12 protein-coding genes and 1 pseudogene are annotated in these 20,743 nt (G+C 65.7%); 3 read left to right on the top strand and 10 right to left on the bottom strand.

From position 1 onward, the window contains the following. Positions 1-24: 24 nt before the first annotated feature. From treY to Q0602_RS18775, 7 genes are all read right to left on the bottom strand, one after another. Positions 25-2,736 (bottom strand): malto-oligosyltrehalose synthase, encoded by a 2,712-nt coding sequence (gene treY / locus Q0602_RS18805; RefSeq protein ID WP_298846618.1) that lies wholly within the window; start codon positions 2,734-2,736, stop codon positions 25-27. Continuing rightward, a complete protein-coding gene (gene malQ / locus Q0602_RS18800; protein WP_298846616.1) occupies positions 2,733-4,868 on the bottom strand; it encodes a 4-alpha-glucanotransferase in 2,136 nt (711 codons plus the stop codon). The genes treY and malQ overlap by 4 nt, the downstream gene beginning before the upstream one ends. Next, a complete protein-coding gene (treZ, locus tag Q0602_RS18795) occupies positions 4,865-6,709 on the bottom strand; it encodes a malto-oligosyltrehalose trehalohydrolase (protein ID WP_298846614.1) in 1,845 nt (614 codons plus the stop codon). Before treZ ends, malQ begins: the two co-directional genes overlap by 4 nt. Next, positions 6,706-8,040 carry an alpha amylase C-terminal domain-containing protein gene (locus Q0602_RS18790; RefSeq protein WP_298846611.1) on the bottom strand — a complete coding sequence of 445 codons (1,335 nt, stop codon included), beginning with the start codon at positions 8,038-8,040 and terminating at the stop codon, positions 6,706-6,708. Before Q0602_RS18790 ends, treZ begins: the two co-directional genes overlap by 4 nt. Continuing rightward, entirely contained in the window at positions 8,037-9,644 is a 1,608-nt protein-coding gene (glgA, locus tag Q0602_RS18785) for a glycogen synthase GlgA (protein WP_298846608.1), read from the bottom strand. The genes Q0602_RS18790 and glgA overlap by 4 nt, the downstream gene beginning before the upstream one ends. A 344-nt stretch (positions 9,645-9,988) precedes the next feature. Further along, entirely contained in the window at positions 9,989-13,177 is a 3,189-nt protein-coding gene (locus Q0602_RS18780) for an efflux RND transporter permease subunit (protein WP_295036999.1), read from the bottom strand. Beyond that, a complete protein-coding gene (locus Q0602_RS18775) occupies positions 13,177-14,466 on the bottom strand; it encodes an efflux RND transporter periplasmic adaptor subunit (protein ID WP_295037001.1) in 1,290 nt (429 codons plus the stop codon). Before Q0602_RS18775 ends, Q0602_RS18780 begins: the two co-directional genes overlap by 1 nt. A 168-nt stretch (positions 14,467-14,634) precedes the next feature. Between Q0602_RS18775 and Q0602_RS18770 the strand changes: the two genes are divergently transcribed. Beyond that, entirely contained in the window at positions 14,635-15,285 is a 651-nt protein-coding gene (locus tag Q0602_RS18770) for a TetR family transcriptional regulator (protein WP_298846606.1), read from the top strand. Between the two features lie 130 nt (positions 15,286-15,415). After that, positions 15,416-16,371, top strand: a pseudogene (locus tag Q0602_RS18765) (SMP-30/gluconolactonase/LRE family protein). Positions 16,372-16,384: 13 nt separating this feature from the next. On the opposite strand, the gene Q0602_RS18755 reads toward Q0602_RS18765, so the two are convergent. The 3 genes from Q0602_RS18755 to Q0602_RS18745 form a co-directional block, all read right to left on the bottom strand. Further along, entirely contained in the window at positions 16,385-17,230 is an 846-nt protein-coding gene (locus tag Q0602_RS18755) for a fructosamine kinase family protein (protein ID WP_298846598.1), read from the bottom strand. After that, entirely contained in the window at positions 17,181-19,061 is a 1,881-nt protein-coding gene (locus Q0602_RS18750; protein ID WP_298846595.1) for a monovalent cation:proton antiporter-2 (CPA2) family protein, read from the bottom strand. Before Q0602_RS18750 ends, Q0602_RS18755 begins: the two co-directional genes overlap by 50 nt. Before the next feature lie 111 nt (positions 19,062-19,172). Then, the gene (locus Q0602_RS18745) at positions 19,173-20,315 is read right to left on the bottom strand and encodes a GNAT family N-acetyltransferase (protein WP_298846590.1); all 1,143 of its coding nucleotides are present in this window, start codon (positions 20,313-20,315) and stop codon (positions 19,173-19,175) included. Positions 20,316-20,436: 121 nt separating this feature from the next. Between Q0602_RS18745 and Q0602_RS18740 the strand changes: the two genes are divergently transcribed. Then, the gene (locus tag Q0602_RS18740) at positions 20,437-20,736 is read left to right on the top strand and encodes a DUF4190 domain-containing protein (protein WP_295037010.1); all 300 of its coding nucleotides are present in this window, start codon (positions 20,437-20,439) and stop codon (positions 20,734-20,736) included. Positions 20,737-20,743: the final 7 nt, after the last annotated feature.

The following is a 20,743-nucleotide window of genomic DNA, read 5'->3' as shown; positions in this document are numbered from 1 at the left end:
TGCTTCACGCTCAAGATAGCGGGTTCAAGGTGCCCACACCCAAACCCCGCAGGGAAAATCCGACAAATGTCGATGTAGCGGTAGCGTGCCGTCGGCCGCCACCGGCGTCGGCGTCAGCCAGCCCTGCCCGACGCCGTTCACTCCCAACGCCTCGAGGGGCAGTGCCGTGTCCGACCACTGGAGCCGCCCCTCGAAGGTATCGTCCATCAGCACCGCAGAGAGCCGGGTGACGACCACCAGCAACGTCACGCCCTGCGCTCTACGTGCAAAGGCAATGACGCGATCGGCATTCGGCCCACTCGCCTGCAGAGGCAGGTAGTCCCCGTCATCGAAAAGTCGCGGATGGTCACGCCGCAAATTCAACAAGCGCTGAATCACGACCTGCTTGACGGCACCGTCCCGCCAGTGGCGCCAGGCCGCCACCGGCGTTTCGAGGTGGTCCAGGGCCTCCCGGCGCGTCGCCATGTCGACCGGACGGCGATTGTCGGGATCGACCAGCGAGAGGTCCCAGAACTCGGTACCCTGGTAGAGATCCGGGATGCCCGGCGAGCAGAGCCTGAGTACCGCCTGCGCCAGGCCATTGACCGCTCCGGGCATGTCGAGCATCGCCGCGGCCGATGCCAGCTCGTGGGTCAGCGCATCGCCGGTCAAGGCGCGGCGTATGGCGTCCTCGCCCGCCTGTTCGTACGTCTCGTCGGGCGCCAGCCAGTGGCTCGCGAGCTTGGCCTCGCGCATCGCCTTGCGCTGCCAGGCGACGAGCCGATCGGCGTACTCGCGCAACGCCTCCCGATCGCGGGAAGCGGACTCTTCGTTCCGCGTTGGCCCTGGCGTCAACGCCAGTGGCCACGCCGCCAGCAGCACCTGGAGCATCATCAGTCGATCGCCGCCGCCGGGGGCCGAATGACTGTCGTGGAGACGCGAATCCCGGGCCCAGTCACGCATCTTCGGCGCCAGCACGTCGACCCGTTCGCTCAGGGCCGCCAGACGCGCCCGGACGTCCTCGCCACGTTTGTGATCGTGTGTCGCGGTCGTCAGCATGGCCTGGGGAAAGGTCTCCAGACGCTGCCGGTTAGCCTGGTGGAAGCGCTGGACCGGGTAGGCGAAATGGGCGCCCTCGCAACCGACGTCGTTGCGCGACAGCAGGACGGCCGAGCGATAGCCGGCGGTGTCCTCCACGGACTTCGCCGCGAGTGGCGATGTCAGCTGTTGAAAGCGCGTCATCGCACTCAAGCGCAGCCCGCGCTCAGGCTCCTCGAACGCCTCGGGCGCCTCGCCGCCGAACCAGTTATCCAGCAACGGCAGCCAGGGCGCATCGGCGGCGGACAGGCGCGATCGCGCGGCCTGCATGGCACGAGCGAACGCATCGGCATCCATCTCGGGACGACCGTGTCGATCGGCATAGCTGCGGTAGACCGGATACCCGATCGCCAGTGCGCCCACCACGCGCCGGATCGCGGGCAGGCTGAATTCGCGGGTGGCGGGGCTGGCACCGGCCAGGGCCCGCGTCGCCAGGACGCAACGCTCGAACTCGGCAGTCAGCGGCCCGTACAGCATCTCCTGGCGTGCGGCCTCGACCTCGGCGGTGAAATCCGCGCTGCGTTCGCTGATCTCCTGCCACAGCCGAGCCAACGGCTCTTGCCCTGCCGGGTCGTGCTGGATGCCCGAGACCAGATCGAGAAATTCATAGCCGGTGGTGCCATCCACGCCCCAGTCGGTGTGGAGGCGTTCGTCGTCGCCCAGGATCTTCTCGACGTAGATCGGCAGCCGCGGGCTCGCGACGGACGCCCGCTCCTGCCGCCCGCAGATCGCGTCGAGACGGCCGCGCAGTCGCAATGCGTATTCGCGCGGATCGGCCAGGCCATCGATATGGTCGATACGCAGCCCGTCGATCCAGCCGCGCTCCACCAGCGAGAGGAGGTAAGCGTGAGAGAGATCGAACACGCTCTCGTCCTCGACCCGCACCCCCGCCAGCTCGGTGATGTCGAAGAATCGACGCCAGTTGAGCGCATCGTTGGCGGTGCGCCAGTGGACGAGCCGATAGGCCTGACGCTCCAGCAGCGCGTGCAGGCGCGAGCGCCCAGCCGGACTCCTGGCATCATGGTCCGCGATCACCGCCGCGACCAGCGGGTCGTCCCCGGCCAGTTCCTCCCTCGGTGGGAGTGCGTCTTCCCGTCGAGCGTCGGATGACGGGGCCGCCAGCAGCGCCTCGGTCTGGTCGGGGTCGATCGGAAACCGATGCTCGTGATAGGCGACGAAAAAAGCGCTGTGGGCGTCGTCCCAGGCCAGTACCAGTTCGCCGTCTTCCAGTACCCGCACGTAGCGATCGCCCAGAAACGGCAGCAGGATCTTGCCATCGGCGCCGGGCTGCTCCCAGTCGATATCGAAGCAGCGGGCAAAGTCACTGGACCGGCCCTTCGCCAGCACGTCCTGCCACCAGAGATTCTCGGCGCCCACCGCCAGATGATTGGGCACGATGTCGGCCACGATGCCCATTTCCGCGGCGTGCAGTGTCTCGACCAGGCGCGCAAGGCCGGCTTCGCCGCCCAGCTCCGGATCGATACGGGTCGGGTCGACGCCATCGTAGCCGTGGGTCGACCCCCTCCTCGAGGCCAGAATGGGCGACAGATAGAAGTGGCTGACGCCGAGAGCGGCGTAGTAGTCGACCTGCCGCCTGGCGTCGTCGAACGTGAAACCGGCGTGCAGCTGCAACCTGACGGTGGCCCGAATGGGTCTCATGATCGGCGCCCCCGGCGGATGCGGTCGATCCGCGTCAGCCGTTGCCGCACCGTTCTTGCCTCGAGTGCCTGCGGCGCCGGGACCGGTAGGCGGCGCCGCCAGTTGGGATGCTCATCGACGGTGCCCGGCAGATTGGCTTGCTCTTCCAGTCCCATCAGGTCCTCCAGCGGAAACAGCGCCAACGGCGTCGGCGTCGATGCGACATGCCCCAGCGCCGCATCGATGAGGTCGTCGACATCCACGCGATCACCGGCGATACCATCGTCGGCGGCGACTTCCCCAAGGCCGCAGACGAGGGCCAGACGGCGACGATCCTCGCGCCGCTGCTCGCTGAGGTGCGCATGGGATTCGCTCCCCTCGAGCCACCCCAGCCGCTCTCGCCAGCGCAGATCATTCTCGCGCCACCAGCCAGCCACCGTGGGCAGATCGTGGGTGCTGGTGGTAGCCAGCGTGTGTTCGCGCCATGCGTCGGCCGGCAGGAAGGCGCCTCCCTCGCGCTCGAACCACATCACGCTCATGCCCAGTATCCCTTTCGCGGCCAGTCGCTCTCGAAAACCGGCCTCGACGGTTCCCAGATCCTCGCCGATGACGATGGCCCGGTGACGCCAGGACTCCAGCGCTACCAGACGCAGGAGATCGTCCAGCGGGTAGCGAAGATAGGCACCCCGTTGCGGCGACTCTCCCTCCGGCACCAGCCAGAGACGCGACAACCCCAGGATATGGTCGATTCGCAGCCCGCCGGCATGGGCAAGACCGGCCCGCAGCATGGCGAGAAACCCGCGATAGCCGGAATCGACCAGGCCCTCCGGCGAGAAGGCCGCCACGCCCCAGCCCTGCCCTTGGGCATTGAAGGCGTCCGGCGGCGAGCCAACCGTGAGACCTTGAAACAGTTCGTGAGGATCGCTCCAGGCCTGACTGCCGGCGGGATCGACGCCAACGGCCAGGTCGGCGATCAGCCCCACCGCCATGCCGGCCCGGCGAGCGTTGTGCTGCACGCGATCCAGTCCGGCGGCCATCAGCCACTGCAGGAAGACGGCGAAGGTGATCGCTTCCCGGTGCTGCTCGGCGAACGCCTCGACCGCATCGCTGCCGGGATCCCGCCATGCCTCGGACCACTGACGCCAGTCACTGCACTTGGCCTGGGCCTGGAGCACTTCGAAACGGCAGTGGCGTTCCAGGCTGTCGCCGCCATCACGCCGGAAGGCGACCAGTTGGGAGCGCCACGCCAGCGCACTCTCGTCACGCTGCACATGCAGGAACAGGCGCTCGAGCATCGACAGCTTGAGGCGAGCGCTGGCCGGCCAGTCGATCAGCGCCAGTGCCGACTGCTGCTCCATGGCCTCGCTGAAAGGCGCCCGGGCCCAGGCCAATGTCTCGTCGTCGAACAGGCATTCGGGCGAGGCATGCCAGACGTTGTAGAAGAGCCGGCTCGACGGGGAGTAGGGGCTGTAGCGCTCCGGGTGCGCGGCAAACAGCGCGTGCAGCGGGCTGATGGCGACCGCGTCGGCGCCAGCGCGAGCCACCGTGTCGCAGAGGTCGTCGAGAGCCACCAGGTCGCCGATGCCTCCATCGCCGTCACGCCGAAGCCCGTAGAGCTGTGCCGCCACCCCCCAATAGCTCGCCCGGGCATCCCGTCTCTCGCGGGCGATGTCATCCAGCGTGAAGCAGCGCGATGGCGCCACGGCCAAAATCCGGGTCACGCTCTCGTCGCCCGTTGGTGTCAGGAAACTCACGCTGTGGTAACCCGTTTCCCCCATCGGCGGCAGATGTCCCGCGGCATCGAGGCGGCCCTCCAGCAGCTCCCCGCTCTCGAACCTGACGGTGAAGGCACTACCGCCAGCCTCGGCGACAGGAACCGGGGCCGACTGCCCCTGATCGGCCAGCAGCATCGGCGGGAGTCGCCCGAACGAACCAGGTCGCTGGCGCGATCGCCAGCGGGCCAGGCTGGCGGCTACCTCCTCGTCGTCACCGGCCGGCCAGCCCAGCCGGGTCAGCATTGCCCGTTGGCGATCCGCGGGCAACGTCTGGCGTTGGTCGTTGCTGCCGACCCACTCCAGCAGCAAGCCGACCGCTGCCGCCAGTTGGTGCAACATGTCACCGGATTCGGAGCCGGGTGTCGGGGCGGCGCTCATGTCGTCGTCTCCGCGGTGCCATGCTCCACCGGCTGCAACCAGACGGCACTCGACAGTGCGGGCAACTGACCGCGACCGACGAGATCGACGCACGCTTCCCGGGAACAGGCCAGGGGTGCCTCGGCGCGGCCCAGCGCCACCGCTTGCGCGGAAAGGTTGATGGCGATGGTCATGGTCCGGTCGTCGCCCAGCCGCCACCGGCCCTGGACCGCCTTGTCGCCGAGTGTGCGAGTCTCGATCGCGTGGCAGGAACCCAGCCGGGGAACGACGTGGCGATGGCGCAACGCCAACCACTGCCGATACCTTTCGCGACAGCGGCGATGTTCGGGCGCGTCGGCCTCGGCGTCGTCGAGGCAGGAGGCCTCGAAAGTCTCGCGCGCGTTGGGATCGGGAATCCGCTCGCGCTGCGCCGGGTCCTCGAAGGCGCTGAACTCGGCAAATTCCCGGCGACGTCCTTCCCGAACCGCGTCCGCCAGCGCGTCGCGATGATCGGTGAAAAACAGAAACGGCCTCGTCGACCCCCACTCTTCACCCATGAACAACAGCGGAATGGCAGGCGACAGCAGCAACAGCAGCGTCGCCGCGTCGAGCGCCTCGGGCTGGGTCAGCAGAGGCAGCCGATCCCCCAGCGCCCGATTGCCGACCTGATCGTGGTTCTGCAGGAAATCGATGAACGTCGTGGGCGGCAGGTGCCTGCTGGGCTCTCCCCGAGCCTCGCCCTTGCGCGTGGACTGGCCCTGATAGATGAACCCCTCGGCCATCGCCGTCGACAACTTCTCCGTGGCGTTCTCGACGAAATCGGCGTAGTAGCCTTCGTGTTCGCCGGTCAGCAGCACATGCATCACGTTGTGCCAGTCGTCGGCCCACTGCGCATCGAACAGACCCGGCGCCAGCAGGCTGGCCTGATTGTTCTCGTTCTCCAGGATCAGATGGCAATGGCGAGCCGGACCGACCCGCTCGCGCAGGGTGCGCCCCAACTCGACCAGGAAATCCCGCTCGCCAATGGCGTGAACGGCGTCGAACCGGAGCCCGTCGAAGCGGTACTCGAGCAACCACATCAGCGCGTTGTCGATGAAGAAACGCCGCACCTGAGGACGGCGAAAGTCGATGGCGCCGCCCCAGGGCGTCTGCAGGTCGTCGCGAAAGAACGGCTTGGCGTAGTGAGGCAGGAAATTGCCGTCCGGCCCGAAGTGGTTGTAGACCACATCGAGAAAGATCATCAGCCCATGCCCGTGAACCTCGTCCACCAGCGCTTTCAGCGCTTCCGGCGAGCCGTAATAGGAAGCGACAGCATAGGGCTGGACGCCATCGTAGCCCCAATTGCGCTGACCGGGGCATTCGGCGACCGGCATCAGCTCGATGGCGGTGATCCCCAGTTCGGCCAGCGCCGGCAGTCGTTGGCGCAGGCCCTCGATGCCGCCGCAGGCGCCCAGGTGGACCTCGTAGATCACCGTCTCTTCCCATGGCCGGCCCGTCCAGTCGTCGTGGCGCCAGGCGTGGCGGCGGGGGTCGACCAGCAGCGATGCCCCCTCGACGCCACCGCGCAGCGCTCTCGAGGCGGGATCGGGCACCGGCATCCCCTCCTGGTCATCCCCGACGAAGACGCGATAGCGGTAGGCCGCTTGCGGGGGACACTCGAGTTCGAGTTCGAATCCGCCTTCGGCAATCGGTTCCATCGGCCGCGGTTCCAGCCCCTCGCACTCCAGCACCACGCGCCGGGCACTGGGCGCCCACAGCCGAAAGCGCGTACGACCGTCGGCCAGCGGCGTCGCCCCGTAGAACGGCGCCCAGGGCGTTCGCGCCCCGCCACACGACCCATCGGCTCCGGCGGACGGGCTCATGGCATCTCCTCGAACCAGGTCTCGTGGCGCAGATACAGCGCGGCCATGGGCGGTACCGTCACCGCAAGCGACTGGGCGTGACCGTGGCTGGGGATCGCTTCGGTCGTCGCGCCATGGCCATTGCCCACGTTGCTGCCGCCGTAGAAGACGCTGTCGCTGTTGAATATCTCCCGCCACCGCCCCGCCCCGGTAACGCCAAAGCGATAACGGTAGTGCACGCACGCCTGGAAGTTGCAGAGGCAGATCATGCTGGCGTGCCCGCTCTCGGTATGGCGGGCAAACACGATGACGCCGTTGTCGCTGTCGTCGTCGACCAGCCATTCGAACCCGAGTGAATCATCGGTACGAATCTGCATCGCCGGCTCGTTGACGTACAGCCGGTTGAGATCGGCCACGAGGCGCAGCATTCCGGCGTGCCGGCTCTCGAACAACAGCGGCCAATGCAGCGGCGACTCCCAGGGGCCGGCCAGCACCTGGCCCAGCTCGACGCCCATCGCCACCTGCTTGTCGCCGGGCAGCGCCCACATCAGCGCCAGACATGCCCTGAAGGCCGCGAAACGCTGCCACTCGTCGCCATGAACCCTTTGTCGCCACTCTCCCAGCGCCGACCGCTCGTCCGGCACCTGCTCCAGCAGCCCCCGGGAGCACTCACTCGGGGTCAACGCCTCGATCCAGTCGCGGTGTCGTCGGGAGCGACCGGCGGGACTCAGGGCCAGATAGTCGGCGCTGGCGACCTGCCATTGCGGTCGACGATGCAACGTCAGCGTCGCGCCGACGGTCTCGCCTCGGAACAACCGGCAGCCGCCACCGGCTTCGCGCCCGCCCTCGTCGACACCGTCGAGATGACAGCGCTGACACCACGCGAGGAATTCGGATTCTGGCATCGACAGGGACGACGCCGGCCACTGGACCACGACGCCCACGCCTGCAACATGACAGGTCTCGACGAACTGGCAAACCACCGCATAGGGCGCTGCGACCAGCCCGTCATCGACGACGATATGGGTAAATCCCAGATCGGCGACGTAGGGCACCAACTCCTGCGCAAGACGATTCCAGTTCATCGGCAGCGGAAAACGGGAGACGTACCAGTCGGCCGCGCAGAGCCGATAGAGCGACAGCGGCATGTCGCCGCCATGGCGACCGGCTCTCGCCCCCATCCAGTCACCGTCGTCCCAGGACCAGCTTTCCTCTTCCCCCCCGCCACCGGGCTCTCCAATACTTGGCAACGCGCCGAGATCGTTCACTCGGGCGGCTGACACCCCGTGCCCCGTTCGTGACGGCGAGTCCAGCCCCGCGACCGGGCCCGCGGCTTCCGCAGGGCGCTTCATCGTCTCGTCACTCCCTGGTCGAGATGCGCAACCGTCTCGGTCAGCAGATCGGCATAGAGCCGCCGGTAGGGGATCACGGCCTGCCGCCAGTGCAGTCGCCCCGCCATCGCCGCGCGTCGCATGGCATAGAACAGGTCGGTCGCCCGGAAAAGATCGAAGGCGCGCAGTACCGTGGCGCGATAGCTGTCCAGGCTCATGTCGTCGAATAGCAGGCCATTGATCCCGTCCTGGATCGTATCCGCCAGCCCCCCGGTTCGATGCGCGATCGGCAGCGAACCGAAGCGTTGGGCGTAGAGCTGGCTCAAGCCACAGGGCTCGAAACGAGACGGCATCAGCAGGAAATCGCTGCCCGCGTAGATCTGACGCGCCTCGCCCTCGTCGAACCCGATGTTGACGCCCACCTGGCCCGGGTAGAGCGCCGCCATCTCCACCAGCGCCTGCTCGATGGCGTACTCGCCGCGGCCGATCACCACCAGCTGCCCGCCGGCCCGCACGATCGAGTCCGCGACCTGGATGGTGAGGTCCAGCCCCTTCTGTGCCACCAGTCGCGAGACGACGGCGAACAGCGGGCCGCTGCTCGGCCCCAGTCCGAACATGCGCCGCACGCGCTGAATGTTGGCGCGCTTGCCGTGCCAGTCGTTGATGCCGAAATTCGGCGCCAGATGGGGATCGGTGCGAGGATCCCAGCGATCGTCGATGCCGTTGAGCAGGCCGCTGAGCCGGCCCTCCAGTGCCCGTTTCTTGAGCAGCCCCTCCAATCCGCATCCCAGGGCGGGCGTGGTGATCTCCTGGGCGTAGTTGCTGCTGACCGTGGTGACGTGGGAGGCGTAGGAGAGACCCGCTTTCATGAACGAGAGTTGGCCATGAAACTCGACGCCATCGATGTGAAAGGCGGACGCCGGGACTCCCAGTGCGGGCATTCGCTCGATCGGAAACACGCCCTGATAGGCAAGATTGTGAATGGTGTAGACGGAGGGAACGTAGCGCTTGCCGAGCCAGCGCACGTAGCCCGCCGCCAATCCCGTCGCCCAGTCGTTGAGATGGAGCAGCTCCACCTGCCAGTCGAGCAACGTCGCGTCGTTGACGATCTCGGCCGCCGCCATCGCCAGTCGCGCAAAGCGGATATCGTTGTCCGGCCAGCCCACGCCCAGTTCGTCTCCGTAGGCGTTGCCGTCCCGGTCGTAGAGCTCGGGACAGAGCACGACGTAGACGATCAGCCCGTCTTCGCAGAGGAGGCGTCCGATTTCGCAGGCTGGCAGATCGTGCGAGGCGGGAAGATTGGCCACGTGAACGATGGGGCGACCGGAAGTCAGCAACTGCCGATAGCCGGGCATCAGGACCCGCACGTCATAATTGGGTTTCAGCGCCCGGGGCAGTGCCGCGGAAACGTCGCCCAGACCACCGGCCTTGATGAAGTCGGCGATCTCGGTGGTGACGAACAGTACGCGTCGATGGCGAATCGGTGGAGCGGGAAGCGGACGAGACAGCGCCCCGGCCAGGGCCTTGGACGAGGATCGACCGGATGGCGGCGTGGACCAGCGGGGATCCTCCCCATACCTTGCAGCCGTCTGACTCTGCCTCCCACGAACTGCGGCCTGCGTCATGTTCAGCCTCCCTGAACATTGGGTCCACCAGTCAAGATTAACCAGCGTCGACACATCATCCTGCGCCTCGACAGCCTGCCGCAGCCATAACCGACGTTAATGAAGAGGACCGACGGTCGGTCGCTGGTGACGAAACGCCGGATATGATTCGCGGGCGTGATCGGGTCGGGAGCGTCGCTCGGTGGCGTCGCCCACCCCACTTACATATATGCCACCGGTCGGGTAGCGTCAAAGCCTGTTTGACTCGCCGCCCGGGCCGTCGAAACGGCGGCCATTAAAAAAGGCAACCCCCGTGGGAGGTTGCCTCTATAAGGCCGATTTCTCGGCTGCATCGACACTACCTGCTAGTGACTTTCGTCCGGCGTCGGCTGGCCATCGTTGCGCCGCTTGCCACTGCCGACTTTCGACTGCAACCAGTGGGTGACCTTCATGATCAGCACGTAGGTCGCCGGCACGAAGACCGTCGCCAACAGGGTGATGGAGATCATGCCACCCACCACCGGCGTTCCGATCTGGTTACGACTGGCCGCGCTGGCACCGGATGCCAGGGCCAGCGGCAAGGTACCGCCGATGAAAGCCAGCGAGGTCATCACGATGGGACGGAACCGCTGGCGAGCCGCCACCTTGGCCGCGTCGACCACCGACAACCCGGCATGCTTGCGCTGCTGCTCGGCGAATTCGACGATCAGGATGGCGTTCTTGGCGGCCAGGCCGACCACCACCAGCAGACCTACCTGCAGATAGACACTCGTGCTCAATCCGGCCAGGTAGACGGCCAGGATCGCGCCGATGAACGCAAACGGAACGGCGGAGACGACGGCCAGCGGCAAGGTCCAGCTCTCGTACTGCGCCGCCAGGATCAGGAACATCATGATCACGCCGAAGGAGAGCGCCAAGGTCGCCGCCGTGCCGACGTTGACCTGCTGATAGGCCTCGCCACTCCAGCCCATACCGTAATTGGAGCCCAACGTATTGGTGACGACTTCCTGCATCGCCTGCACCGCCTGCCCGGAGCTGTAGCCCGGCGCCGGACCGCCCGAGAACTGAGCGGCGGAGTAGGTGTTGTAACGCTGCAGTACCGTGGGCGCCTTGTCACGCGTGAGCGTGACCAGCTCGGAAAGCGGTATACGCTGTCCATCACCGCCACGCACGTAGACCTTGCTCAGGTCACTCGGATTGCGGCGGAAGTCGTCTTCCGACTGCAGGTACACCTGGAAGTTACGGCCAGAGTTGGTGAAGTAGTTGACGAACGAACTGCCGAAGGTGCTCGCCATGGTGGTATTCAGATCGGCGATATCGACGCCCAGGCTGCGCGCCTTCTCCGTATCGACGTCGGCCCGGTAGGAGGGCACGTTGACATCGAGTGACGTGAACACCCCCGCCAGCTCCGGGCGCTTGGCCGCCGCTTGCATGACTTTACCCGCGGCCTCCGCCAGCTGCTGCGACGTATCACCGCCGTAGGACTGCAGATAGCCGGTGAAGCCGCCGGTCGGCGACAATCCCTGGATCGGGGGCAGGTTGAACGCCACGGTCTGGCCACCCTGGATCTGGGCGCCGATCTGCATGATCTTCTGGGTCAACTGGTCGACGGTGATATCGCGATCTTCCCACGGCTTCATGGTGACGAAGACCGTACCCTTGGCGGTATTGGGCGAACTCGACAGGATATCGAAGCCGGGTATGCCGGTGACGAAGTTGATCCCGGGCACCTCGTCGCGCAGACGCTGGCTGAGTTCCTGCACGTAGGCATCGGTTCGCGCCACCGAGGAACCCGCGGGCAGGTTGACGGCAGCCAGGGCCACGCCCTGATCCTCGGAAGGCAGCAGCGCCGCCGGCAACTGGGCGAAGATCATCCAGGAGATGATGCCCGCGGCAGCCAGACCGACGATCACCAACCACAGCTGGTGGATGATGAAGTTGGTGATCGCCATGAAGAAGTCGGTGATCTTGTCGAAGACCTTGTTGAACCAGTCGAACGGCTTGCGGATGACGCGCACGAAGCCGGACTGCTTGAGACGATCCTGGTGCTTCAGGAAGATCGCGCTCATGGCCGGCGTGAACGACAGCGCCACGATGGCCGAGATCGCCACCGAGATCGCGATGGTGATCGCGAACTGCTGGTACATCTGCCCGGTCAGGCCGCTCATGAAACCGACCGGCACGAACACCGCGGCCATGATGAAGGCGGTGGCGATGACCGCGCCCGACACCTCCTTCATTGCCTCGAGCGCGGCGCTGAACGGTGTCGCTTCCTCGTCCTCTTCCATGATGCGTTCGACGTTCTCGATGACCACGATGGCGTCATCCACCACGATCCCGATCGCCAGTATCATGCCGAACAGCGACAGCAGGTTGATCGAGAAATCGAGCAGGTACATCCCGGCAAAGGTTCCCACCACCGAAATCGGCACCACCGACATCGCCACCAGGGTGGAACGCCAGCTCTGCAGGAACAGGAACACGATCACCGCCACCAGCAGCAGGGCCTCGATGAAGGTGTGCTCCACCGACTGCACGGAGGCATCGATGAACAGCGTGGTGTCGTAGGGTATGTCGAAGTCCAGTCCCGGCGGGAAACGCGTCTTTAGGTCCGCCATCGACTGCTTCACTTCGTTGGCCACGTCCAGCGCGTTGGCGCCCGGCTGCAGGTAGATGGCGATCGGCGCAATCGGCTTGTTGTTGACGTAGGCCTGAATGCCGTAGCTGTTCTTCCCCAGTTCGATACGGGCCACGTCGCTCAGGCGCAGCGACGAACCGTCCGGGTTGGTTCGCAGCACGATCTCGCGAAACTGGTCGACGCTCTCGTAACGTCCCTGGGTGGTAATGGTATAGGTGTAGGGCGTGGGATCGCTCTGCGGCTCGGCACCGAGCTTGCCGCCGGCAACGACCGCGTTCTGCGCCTGGATCGCGGACGAGACCTCGGCGGGCGTCAGATCGTACTGGGCCAGCTTGTCCGGGTTGAGCCAGACGCGCATCGCGAACTCCTGGCTACCCAGCACTTCGGCCTGCCCCACGCCAGGAAGGCGTGAGAGCTCATCGGTCACGTTGATGTTGGCGTAGTTGGTCAGATACAGGGAGTCGTAGGCGTCGGAGTCCGAGGTGATACCGACGAACAGCAGGATGCTCGACGACCGCTGCTCGACCGTGACCCCCTGGGACTGCACTTCGCTGGGCAGCTGCGACAGCGCCCGCTGGACCCGGTTGTTGACGTTGATCGTCGCCGTCTGTGGATCGGTGCCGATGTTGAAATAGACGCTCATGGACATCTGACCGCTATCCGAACTGCTCGAGGTCAGATAGATCATGTCCTCGGTGCCGTTGATCTCCTGGGCGATCACCGAGGCGACCGTGTCGGAGACCGTCTGAGCGCTGGCGCCGGGATAGGTCGCGGAGACGCTGATCGTCGGCGGCACGACGGGCGGATACTGCTCGATGGGCAGCGTCCGCATTGCCATCAACCCGATCAGCGTGATGATGACCGAGAGGACGGTAGCGAAGATCGGGCGTCTGATGAAAACGCTGGAAAAGTTCATCAATTGGCCCCGTTCTGTCCGTCTTTCGCCTCTTGCGCATCGCGATGGGCGCCCTCGACACCCTCACCACCCTGGGCGTCGGCCTCCTGGGAGGGATTTTCGCCGGCGTTGTTCTGCGGTTGCGGCACCTTGCCATTGAATGGCTGCGCGTCGATCTGGTCGCCGGCGGAGACGCTACCGATGCCCGACACAACGACACGGTCGCCCGGGTTCAACCCCTCGGTGATGATCTGCCAGTCTCCCGCGATCTCACCCAGCGACACGAAACGGGTCTCGGCCTTGCCCTCGCCGTTGACGACGAAGACCTGGGGTCCCTTGAGTCCCTCGGTGACGGCGATGGCCGGTACGGCATAGACGTCGTAGCGCATCACGTTGGGCAGCTTGACCCGCACGAACTGCCCCGGCAGGAAGAGCTGGTCGTCGTTCTGGAATACGGCTTCGGCCTGGACCGTGCTGGTGGATTCGTCGACCCTCGATCCGAGAAAGTCGAGCTTGCCCTGCAACTGGAGCGCCTCGCGACTGGCACTTTCGGTGCCCGGCGCGGTCAGAACGGCTACGTCGGCTCGTTCGGCATCGCCCTGCTGGCGCTGCTGGCGGAGCGAGAAAGCGTCATCGGCGGGCAATGAAAAGCGCACTTCGATCGGGTTCAGCGGCGTGATGGTCGCCAGTTCCTGAGGCGGCTGCACCAGGTTGCCGACGTTGATCTGGCTGAGACTGATCATGCCGCTGACCGGCGCGTTGACCTCCGTGTAGCTGAGGTCGATCTTGGCGCTGTCCAGCGCCGCCTTGGCCTGGGCCTCGGCGGCTTGCGCGGTGCGCAGATCCGCCTGGGCCTGATCGCGCTGCTGCTGACTGACGGAGTTCTGATTGTAGAGCCGCTGGTAGCGCTCGGCGTCGCGCTGGGCGCGATACACCTCCGCCTGCGCGCTCTGCACGTCGGCCTGGTTCTGCGCGACCGTCGCTTCGTAGGGTGCCTGCTCGATGGTGAAGAGCTTGTCGCCCTTCTCGACCATGCTTCCCTCGCGATAGTGGCGGGCTTCGAGAATCCCCTCCACGCGGCCCATCACCGTGACTTCGCGATTACTGCGAATCTGGGCGGGATACTCCTTGGAGAGCGAGACATCATGGGCCTCGACCTCCATCACTTCCGCCTTGGCGGGCGGTTTCTGCGGTTGCCCCCCACCTTGCTGAGCGCTTTGCTTATCGTCTCCGCCACAGGCGGCCAATGCCAACGACAGCAACAACGCCCCACCGAAACCGAGGGTGCCATTCATGAAATTAGGGCGCATGAGTCTCCGTCCTGGAAAAGGGGTGCCTGAAGAATGTAGCGAGCTTACAGGCATACATACATGAATGTAAACTTGCTGATAATTCGCTATGCTGCACGCTGACGACTTTAATCAGCACATAAGAAAAGCCATTCGCCCTGACTCACTCACGCTTGCGACGACATCACCATGCCCAAACGCACCAAGGCTGAGGCCGAAGCCACACGAGAGGCCCTGCTCGACGCCGCCGAAGTCATCTTTCTCGAACGCGGCGTGTCGAGAACCTCTCTCGAGCAGATCGCTCGCCAGGCGGGCATGACCCGCGGGGCCGTCTACTGGCATTTCAAGAACAAGTCCGACCTGTTCCACGCCATGCTGGATCGCGTCAAGATGCCGCTTCGCCAGTTACTGGATGATGTCGAGGACCCCGAGCGTCCGCGTGCACCGCTGGAGAGTCTCCAGTTGGCCGCCATGCATGCGCTGGAGCGGCTGCAGAGTCCGCGTTCCCGGCGGGTGCACACCATCCTGTTTCACTGCTGCGAGGCATCCAGCGACGTCGACATTCTCGAGTTGCACCAGCGGCTCGCCGACGACTGCTACGACACCATGCTGGAGCGCTTCGAGGAAGCGAATCGCACCGGCACGATGATAGCGAGCATCGAGCCGGAAATCGCCTGTCGTATGCTGATGTCGATGTTCGGCGGCCTGATGCACGACTGGCTGCGCGATCCGACACGCTACGATATCGGCGACATCGGCCCGCGCATGATCGACACCTTTTTCGAGCGCATCGCGCCGTGCACGCCCCACTGCTCCTCGCCGAGCCAGCCTCCCTCCTGAAGCAAGCCGCGCGCCCGGGCGGCCCCCGATCCGTCCGCCCGTCTTCGGCGCCGGAACACGACTTTCGTCGCAAAGACACTGCCGTCCCGACGCTCGACACTGGGCGGTCTTTGCGCCGAAGGATTTCATCATGCCCCACCCAGACTGGCTCGTGGCCGAGGACGACCGCTTCTCCTCGCTGGTCTTGCCCAACGCCCAGCTCGATCGACTCTGGCAAGCCGGCCGCTGGTGCGAAGGACCGGCCTATTTCGCCGCCGGGCGCTACCTAGTCTGGTCGGACATTCCCAACGATCGTATCCTGCGTTACGACGAAAACGACGGCCATGTCTCCGTCTTTCGTCAACCCGCTGCCTTCAGCAACGGCCAGACGCTGGATCGGGAAGGCCGCCTCGTCACCTGCGAACACGGCAGCCGCAGCGTCACTCGCACCGAGCACAACGGGCGTATCACCACCTTGGCGGATGCCTTCGAGGGGCTCCGGCTCAACTCGCCCAACGACGTCGCCGTCAAGTCCGACGGTTCGATCTGGTTCACCGACCCCAGCTACGGCATCGACAGCGATTACGAGGGCGGCAAGCGCCGCTCCGAGCTCGACTGCCACGTCTACTGCCTCACCCCCGACGGCGAACTGCGCCGTGTGGTCGACGATGTCGAAAACCCAACGGCCTCGCCTTCTCCCCCGACGAATCCTGGCTCTACGTGTCCGATACCGGTGCGACGCACCGAGCCGACGGACCACAACATATCCGGCGATTTCGTGTCGGACAGGATCATCGCCTGAGCGGCGGCGACGTGTTCGCGACGTCGGACTGCGGTCTCTTCGACGGTTTCCGCCTGGATATCGCGGGCAACCTCTGGACCAGCGCCGGCGACGGTGTCCACTGCTACGCTCCGGATGGCACGCGTCTCGGTCGCATCCTGATTCCGGAGACCGTGGCCAACGTCTGCTTCGGCGGCATCAGCCGCAATCGGCTCTACGTCTGCGCGACCACGTCGCTCTACGCGGTGACGCTCAATACCCGAGGTCATCACGTCATCGGCGAGGCCATTGCCCCTTCCGACATTCGCGCACCTGCACGCACCTGATCGGCGAGTGCCATCAGCCGGCCAGAATGCGATCCACCGCTCGCGCCACGCCGTGGCGATAGGTCCCGCCGAACAGATAGAGATGGTTGAGCAGCGGGTAGAGCTGGAACAGCGCTTCCCGCCGCTCCCAGTCCGGGGGTCGTGCGCCGTTCCAGTAGGCTTCGAAGAAGGCATCGCCCGGCCCGCCGAAGAGCGTAAGCATGGCCAAATCCACTTCCGGGTAGTGCCGGTAGACGGCGGGGTCGATGATGGCCGGCCCCTGTGGCGTGAACATCACGTTGCCGGACCAGAGGTCGCCATGCACCAGCGATGGCGGGGTAGCGGGCAGCCAGCGCTCCAGGGAGTCGGCGACACGCTCGATGCGCTCTGCCAGCGCGGCGTCGAGCAAGCCCTGTTCGCGACACAGCCTCGTCAACGGCAGCAGCCGGCGTTCGCGCTGGAAGACCCGGCCATCCCGTAGCGACGCATTGGGCTGGGGCGTCGACCCGCAAGCGTTGTCCCGCGGCCAGCCATGATCGGCCCCCGCCTCCCGCGAATCCCGATGCAGCTGTCGCAGCCCCTCGCCGAGCGCGGCACCATCGCGTGGGCCGCTGCCGTCCAGCGCCTGCATGACCAGCAGGTCACCGTCCTCTGCCAGCACGGCGGGCACGATGAGATCGCGACAGGCGTCGCCCAGCGCCCTGAGACCGTCGGCCTCGCCGGCGACACGCTGTGGCGAATCCTGTTTGACGATACAGGGCGTCGTACCATCGACCCGCCATAGCCCTGCACCGCTGTCGCCACCGGAAAGCGGCGTGATGGCACCGACATCAACGGGCGTTTCCAGGGCTGCGAGCCGCCGTCTCAGCGTCTGCGTCATCACCTATCTCCTCGTTTGCGTCGTCGCTGTCGTTGGCGGCCGCGCCCTCGTCCCGCGCGCTCTCCTTGCCGCGCCCACGGTTGAGCTCCTGCTGAAACAGAGACTTCAGCTCTGCCATGGCCGCCTTCTCGGTCGCCATCAAGCGCTCGTTGTCATTGCGGTGGGCGTAGGTGTCCTTGAGCAGCTGGTTGTCGAAGTCGCGGAAAGTCCGCACCGCATTGATGGCGTTCGAACTGGGATAGCCCAGCCCCTTGAGCACCTCGACGCTCATCTCCATGCTCGAGGCGAACGTCTCCCGCACCACACCGTCGACGCCGATCTCCATCAGTTGCCAGGCATGATGGCGGTTGCGCGCACGGGCATAGACGGAAAGATTCGGAAAATGGGTCTTGGCCAGCCGGGCGATGGTCAGCGCGGCGCTCTCGCTGTCGACGGCGATGACCAGCAGGCGGGCCTTGTCGATGCCCGCCGCACGCAGCAGGTCGAGACGCGTGGCATCGGCGTAGAAGATGCGGGAGCCGAAGCGGCGAATGAATTCGACCTGGGTGATGTTGGGATCCAGTGCGGTGAAGTTGATGCCCTGCATCTTCAGCATGCGCCCCACCATCTGCCCGAAGCGTCCGAGTCCGGCAATGATCACCGGCGGCGTGTCGTCGCCGAAGTCCGTGTCGTAAGGGCGGCTCTCCTTGAGCCGGTTGCCGAGCTTTTCGCCCAGCTGATACAGGAACGGCGTGGCGGCCATGCTGAGGGTAACCGCGGCGATGCAGAGGCTGGCGATGCGCTGGTCGATGACACCGGCGGCCACGGCGGCGGTCAGCAGCACGAAGTCGAACTCCCCGCCCTGGGAGATGATCGTCGCCAGCCTGGGAATTTCCGTGCGAGGCAATCGGGTCAGCCAGCCGATGACCGCCAGCACCACGGTCTTGGCCAGCGTCATGGCGATGGCGAGTCCCATGACCAGCCAGATGTTGCCCAGCACCAGCGCCAGATCGACCGACATGCCGACGGCGATGAAGAAAAGCCCCAGCAGCAGCCCCTTGAACGGCTCGATATTGGCTTCGAGCTCATGCCGGTAGGGAGTGTCGGCCAGCATGACGCCGCCCAGGAAGGCCCCCAACGCCATCGACAGCCCCGCCCACTGCATGGCCAGCGCCATGGCCAGCACCAGAAACAGCGCCGCGGCGGTGAAGATTTCATGCACGTCGCTCCGCGCGATCAGCGCCAGCACGCGGGGAAAGACCAGACGCCCGAAAGCGATGGCGGCGATCACCACGCCGACACTCCGCGCTATGACCCAGCCGTCGTCCGGCGCCGCGTCCGCGCGGCCGGCCAGGAACGGCAGCAGCGCCAGCAGAGGTATCACTGCCAGGTCCTGGAACAGCAGCATGGCGAAGGCGCTCTGGCCATGCGGCGTGGCCAGTTGGCGGCGCTCGTTGAGCACCTGCAGGGCGAAGGCGGTCGACGACAGCGCCAGCGTCAGGCCAAGGAAGATGGCGATGCTCGGCGGGAGATCGAGCAGCAGTCCGATCGGCATCAACAGGGCGGCGCAGCCGGCCATCTGCAGCGATCCCAAGCCCAGCAAGCGCTTGCGCATCGACCATAATCGCCTGGGTTCCAGCTCCAGGCCGATGATGAACAGCAGCATCACCACGCCGAACTCGGAGAAATGCAGCACGGACTCCGGCTCGGATACGAAGCCGCTCACCGAGGGGCCGGCCAGCAACCCGATGCAGAGATAGCCCAGAATCGACCCCAGTCCCAGGCGCTGGAACAGGGGCACCGCGATGATGGCCGCCCCCAGCAGAACGGCCGCCTCATTGAGAAAGTCCATCTACCTTGTATCCTCGTCGCGACGGGCACGCCGCCCAATTGGGTCAGAAGTCCGCAAGCAGAGTATCACTATCCGACGACGCGACAGGGCGCAGCCGGCACGACCCCCGACCTATGCCGGCGGATCCTTGAAAGGGAGACGCCGCCGGCTCTGCTCGAAATAGGCGTGGACGTAGGCCCGCTCCTCGCGACAGAAATCGGCGACCGCTTCGCGAAACCCCTCATGCTCGAGATAATGCAGCGATCGGCTGATGACCGGCGCGAATCCCCGGGTCAGCTTGTGCTCCCCTTGCGTTCCCGGGTCGAACCTTGCCAGGCCGCGCTCGAGACAGTGTTCGATCCCCTGGTAGTAGCAGGTCTCGAAGTGCAGGAAGTCCGCCTCCACCTCGCTGCCCCAGTATCGTCCATAGAGGGTGTCGTCTCCCTGGAGACAGAGCGCGGCGGCCACCGCCCGCCCCGCCACGCTGGCACGCACCAGCATCAGGCAGTCGGCCATGCCATCACGCAGCCGGGTGAAGAACTCGAGCGTCAGATAGGGGCGCTGCCCCCGCTCGAGATAGGTCATGCAGTAGCAGCGATAGAACTGCTCCAGCGCCTCGTCATCGATCCGGTTCCCCGTCAGACGCTCGAACACGAACCCCTGATCGGACAACTTGCGCCGTTCTCGCCGTATCTCCTTGCGCTTGCGCGAGCTCATTCGCGCCAGAAAGCCGTCGAAGTCGCCAAAGCCGTCATCCCGCCAGGCGAACTGCACCGCCTGGCGCTCCAGCAGGGGTGAGCCGAGCGCGGCCTGCCAATCATCCACCTCGTCGCCATCGGCGAACAGCAGGTGCCAGCTCTGCAGGCCGGTATCGCGAATGTGCGGCGCCAGCGCGGCGATGACGGTGCGCCGGTCGGCATCCTCGACCACGGCCAGTCGCGGCCCGGTCGCGGGGGTGAACGGAATCGCCGACAGCGACTTGGGGTAGTAGTCGCCGCCCGCGCGCTCCCAGGCATCCGCCCAGGACCAGTCGAACACATACTCCCCGCGCGAGTGATATTTGGCGTAGCGCGGAAGCGCCGCCACCGCTCGCTCCCCCTCGAAAACCATCAGGTGATCCGGCTCCCAGCCGGTATCGGTGTCGGCGCACCCACAGGCCTCCAGCGCCGCCAGAAACTCATGGCGAAGAAACGGATAGCGCGTGCCGACCACGGCATTCCAGAGCGACGCACCGACGGCAGCCAGGCTGCCGATATTCTCGACCCGCAATGCCATTCCCTTCCTCCCATTGATCATGCCACTACCGGCGCCCGTCGCTCATGTTGAAAACTTCGAGAGCCGCGGGCAAGCGTGCGATACTCTACCGACAGTTCCAGCTCGCGAGATGCACAGCAAGATGACACCCGCTTCCTCTCCTCCCGGCCAGCCGACACCACCACCAGCCCCCACCAATACCATGGCGCTGGCAGCGTTCGCTCTGAGCGTGCTGGGCACCTTCGTGCCACCCGCGGCGCTGGGCGGCGTCGTCTGCGGCCACCTGGCTCGACGCCAGATTCGCCACAAGCAGGAATCCGGCGATAGCTGGGCCCTGGCCGGCTTGATACTAGGCTATTTGCTGATCCTGTTGTCGCTGGCGGGGCTTTTGCTGTTTGGCGGCTTCGTCGTGACAATGTTCGGCATCATGGCTTTCCTGTAGCCGATTC

This window comes from uncultured Salinicola sp., assembly GCF_937921195.1.
In the GTDB taxonomy this organism is placed as follows: domain Bacteria; phylum Pseudomonadota; class Gammaproteobacteria; order Pseudomonadales; family Halomonadaceae; genus Salinicola.
This window is presented reverse-complemented; position numbering and strand designations above follow the sequence as displayed.

Coding starts and splice junctions, on each gene's coding strand:
- treY (WP_298846618.1), bottom strand. CDS start 2,736: ATGAGACCCATTCGGGCCACCGTCAGGTTGCAGCTGCACGCCGGTTTC.
- malQ (WP_298846616.1), bottom strand. CDS start 4,868: ATGAGCGCCGCCCCGACACCCGGCTCCGAATCCGGTGACATGTTGCAC.
- treZ (WP_298846614.1), bottom strand. CDS start 6,709: ATGAGCCCGTCCGCCGGAGCCGATGGGTCGTGTGGCGGGGCGCGAACG.
- Q0602_RS18790 (WP_298846611.1), bottom strand. CDS start 8,040: ATGAAGCGCCCTGCGGAAGCCGCGGGCCCGGTCGCGGGGCTGGACTCG.
- glgA (WP_298846608.1), bottom strand. CDS start 9,644: ATGACGCAGGCCGCAGTTCGTGGGAGGCAGAGTCAGACGGCTGCAAGG.
- Q0602_RS18780 (WP_295036999.1), bottom strand. CDS start 13,177: ATGAACTTTTCCAGCGTTTTCATCAGACGCCCGATCTTCGCTACCGTC.
- Q0602_RS18775 (WP_295037001.1), bottom strand. CDS start 14,466: ATGCGCCCTAATTTCATGAATGGCACCCTCGGTTTCGGTGGGGCGTTG.
- Q0602_RS18770 (WP_298846606.1), top strand. CDS start 14,635: ATGCCCAAACGCACCAAGGCTGAGGCCGAAGCCACACGAGAGGCCCTG.
- Q0602_RS18755 (WP_298846598.1), bottom strand. CDS start 17,230: ATGACGCAGACGCTGAGACGGCGGCTCGCAGCCCTGGAAACGCCCGTT.
- Q0602_RS18750 (WP_298846595.1), bottom strand. CDS start 19,061: ATGGACTTTCTCAATGAGGCGGCCGTTCTGCTGGGGGCGGCCATCATC.
- Q0602_RS18745 (WP_298846590.1), bottom strand. CDS start 20,315: ATGGCATTGCGGGTCGAGAATATCGGCAGCCTGGCTGCCGTCGGTGCG.
- Q0602_RS18740 (WP_295037010.1), top strand. CDS start 20,437: ATGACACCCGCTTCCTCTCCTCCCGGCCAGCCGACACCACCACCAGCC.